This is a genomic window from Rhizomicrobium sp. (genome assembly GCF_056722145.1).
Window position 1 is genome coordinate 1 of the sequence record NZ_JBWZET010000088.1, and the last position, 2,995, is coordinate 2,995.

General features: G+C 65.1%; 3 protein-coding genes and 1 pseudogene. 2 read left to right on the top strand and 2 right to left on the bottom strand.

Annotated elements, in window-relative coordinates; genetic code table 11:
* Positions 1 to 735, top strand: a 735-nt coding sequence (locus AC1P6P_RS05080; RefSeq protein ID WP_481401352.1) for an ATP-binding protein, incomplete at its 5' end; no start/stop codon positions are given.
* Positions 736 to 795: 60 nt separating this feature from the next.
* Entirely contained in the window at positions 796 to 1,941 is a 1,146-nt protein-coding gene (locus AC1P6P_RS05085; RefSeq protein WP_481401353.1) for an MFS transporter, read from the top strand.
* Positions 1,942 to 2,065: 124 nt separating this feature from the next.
* On the opposite strand, the gene AC1P6P_RS05090 is transcribed toward AC1P6P_RS05085, so the two are convergent.
* Together AC1P6P_RS05090 and AC1P6P_RS05095 are read right to left on the bottom strand one after the other, a co-directional pair.
* On the bottom strand, positions 2,066 to 2,830 hold the full coding sequence (locus AC1P6P_RS05090; RefSeq protein WP_481401354.1) for a murein hydrolase activator EnvC family protein: 765 nt from the start codon (positions 2,828 to 2,830) through the stop codon (positions 2,066 to 2,068).
* Positions 2,805 to 2,995, bottom strand: a pseudogene (locus tag AC1P6P_RS05095) (hypothetical protein); the annotation flags it as partial. The pseudogene AC1P6P_RS05095 and the gene AC1P6P_RS05090, both read right to left, overlap by 26 nt.

Below are 2,995 nucleotides of genomic sequence, written 5' to 3' on the forward strand. Positions count from 1 at the left end.
AAGTTGCATCCCGTTCGCAAAGTCGCCCGCCTGCCGCTCGGCCTGCTGCAAGGCGTCGAGGCCGCCCGCGACACCCTGATGGAGAACACGCGGCGCTTTGCCGACGGCCTGCCGGCCAACAACGCCCTGTTGTGGGGGGCGCGCGGCATGGGCAAGTCGTCGCTGGTCAAGGCGATTCACGCCACCGTCAACGAAGGCCGCAGGAGCGCCAAGCGGCTGGTGCTGATCGAAATCCACCGCGAGGAGATTGCCACCTTGCCGCACCTTCTGCGCAAGCTGCGCGACGACAAGCGGCAATTCTTGCTGTTCTGCGACGATCTTTCCTTCGACAAGGACGACACCAGCTACAAGTCCCTGAAGGCGGCGCTGGAGGGCGGCATCGAGGGCCGGCCGGCGAACGTGCTGTTCTACGCCACCTCGAATCGGCGCCACCTGATGCCGCGCGAGATGATGGAGAACGAGCGCTCCACCGCGATCAATCCGCACGAAGCCATCGAGGAGAAGATTTCGCTCTCCGACCGCTTCGGGCTGTGGCTCGGCTTCCACAACTGCACCCAGGACGAATACCTCGCCATGGTCGACGGCTACGCCAGCCATTTCGCGCTGGCGATCAACGCGGAGGAATTGCACAAGAAAGCGCTTTCATGGGCCGCCGGCCGCGGCGCCCGCTCGGGACGCGTGGCGTGGCAATTCATTCAGGACCTGGCGGGCGAACTGGGCGTAAAGATCGCCTGAGCGCCCGAAAGCCGCCCATTTGTTCTGCGACAAACCGGGCTCACCACCGTGACTGCCTCGATGACCTCCCGCCTCCCTTCGCTCGCCACCGCCCGCTGGGCGACCTTCGCCATCTTCGTCGCCAACGGCTTCGGCTATGGTGCGTGGGCGACATCGATACCGTCGCTGAAGACGATGCTGTCGCTATCGGCGGCCGAACTGTCGTGGGCCTTGCTGGCGATGTCGATCGGCGGCGTGATCGCGATGCAGCCGGCCAGCCGCATCATCCAGAAGCTCGGCGGCACCGGACGAACCACGGCCCTGACCGGCTATTTCTATGCGGCCGTCGTCGCCCTGCCGCTGCTGGCGCCTAACCTCGTCACGCTGATCGTGGCCTGCGCCTTCGTCGGTGGTTCGATCTGCGTCATGGACGTGGCGATGAACGCCCACGCCACCCGCATCGAGGCGGATTGGGGCTCGGCGATCAATTCCTCGTTCCACGCCGGATTCAGCCTTGGCGGCCTGCTGGGCACCGGGTTCGGCGCGATGATGCTGGCGCTGCATGTCCCGACCCATTTCCTGATGCTGCCGGTGGCGGCGATCGTGCTGGCGACCATCGCCGTGGCCGGACGCCATCTTGGCGCCGGCGACAATGAAAAGCGCGAGCAAGGCGCGATCTTCCGCCTGCCCGAGAAAAGCATCGCGCTGCTCGCGGTGGTGCTGACGCTGTGCTTCATGTCCGAAGGCGCCATGGCCGACTGGAGCGGCATCTATCTCGGCAGTATCGGCGAAGCACCCGCGCGCGCCGCCGCCGGCTATGCCGCGTTCTCGGCGACGATGGTGATAGGACGGCTGTGCGGCGATCTCGTCGTGCGACGCCTCGGCCGGCCGCTGGTGATCGGAGCGGGCTGCGCCCTCGCCGCCTGCGGCCTGATCCTGGCGACGGTGCTGCCGCATTTCTATGCCGTTGTGGTCGGCTTCGCCTTCGTCGGGGCGGGGTTGTCGAATGTCGTGCCGTGCGTGTTTTCCACTGCCGCCGCGCGCGCCTCGTCGCCGGCCGCCGGCATTGCGGAAGTCTCCACCGCTGGCTTCGGCGGCTTCCTCACCGGGCCACCGCTGATCGGCGCCATCGCCGCGAAGTACGGCATGCGCTCGGGCATCGGCGTGATCGCCACCGCCGCAACGCTGGCGGCGCTGTTTTCGCTGCGTCTCAAAGCGAAGAAATAGCCTAGCGGTAGGCGTTCAAGCGAAATCACTCTGTCCTCCCCCGCGGTGACAAAGCCGCTAAGGATACAGTCCGTCATCGCGGGGGAGGAAAGACGAACAATGTGATTACTTGAAAGTCCGCCGCTCAGCGGTAGGCGACCTGCATCGATCCCAACACTTGGCGGGGATCGACCGGGGTTTCGCCGTGATTGCCGCGGCGCACCTCGAAGTGCAGTTGCGGCACGCGGACGTCGCCGGTGGTGCCGACGTAACCGATCACCTGGCCCTTCGTCACCCACTGGCCCTTGTCGACGACGAAATGGTCGGCATGGGCATAGGCGGTGATGTAGCCGCCGTCGTGCTTGATCAGCACCAGATTGCCATAGCCGCGCAACTCATTGCCGGCGTAGCTGACGGTGCCGTCGGCAGCCGCGCGGATCGGCTCGCGGTCGGGCGCGGCAATATTGATGCCGGTGTTCTTTTCGCCGCCGGGATAGGACCCGAACTCGGAGATGACGCGGCCGCGCACCGGCCACTGGAAATGCGTATTGCCGTTGGCGGCGTAATTGGGAGCGGGATGGGATTCGGCATCGTCGCGCGGATCGGCGGGACGGTCGTACCACTTGGCGGACTGGCGCGCCGGCTGTTGCTGCTGGCTGACGTAGCAATTGCAATCGCTATCGTAGCGCCTGCCGGAACGATCTTCCGCGTACTGAGATTCCTGGTAGCTCGGCGTCGGGCGCGGCTTCGGCCGGACGGTAGCAGCCTGACGATGCGGGCGGGCGTTCTGCGTGTCCCAGCCGAAATAAGGATCCGGCGACGTCGTACAACCCGATACCATCAGGGGCAGGATGATTGCCGCCGCGAGGACCAGGATTTTCCGTTCAGCGATGCCTCTCCGAACCGTCATTGGTTTCTCGCTTTTCCTGCGGCACGCCCGGAAGCATGGGAACGAACACCACAGGGATCAGCGCCTCTTTCTTCAAACCTGTCTCAGTTCGGATCATCTTTGTTAATAGTTGAGAAAAGCTTTCCAAATCGGGGCCGGCCGTCTGGCCGATGGGGGCCACCAAGA

Bases quoted from the DNA above. Each gene is read 5' to 3' on its own strand.
- AC1P6P_RS05085 (WP_481401353.1), top strand. From the start codon at position 796: ATGACCTCCCGCCTCCCTTCGCTCGCCACCGCCCGCTGGGCGACCTTC.
- AC1P6P_RS05090 (WP_481401354.1), bottom strand. From the start codon at position 2,830: ATGACGGTTCGGAGAGGCATCGCTGAACGGAAAATCCTGGTCCTCGCG.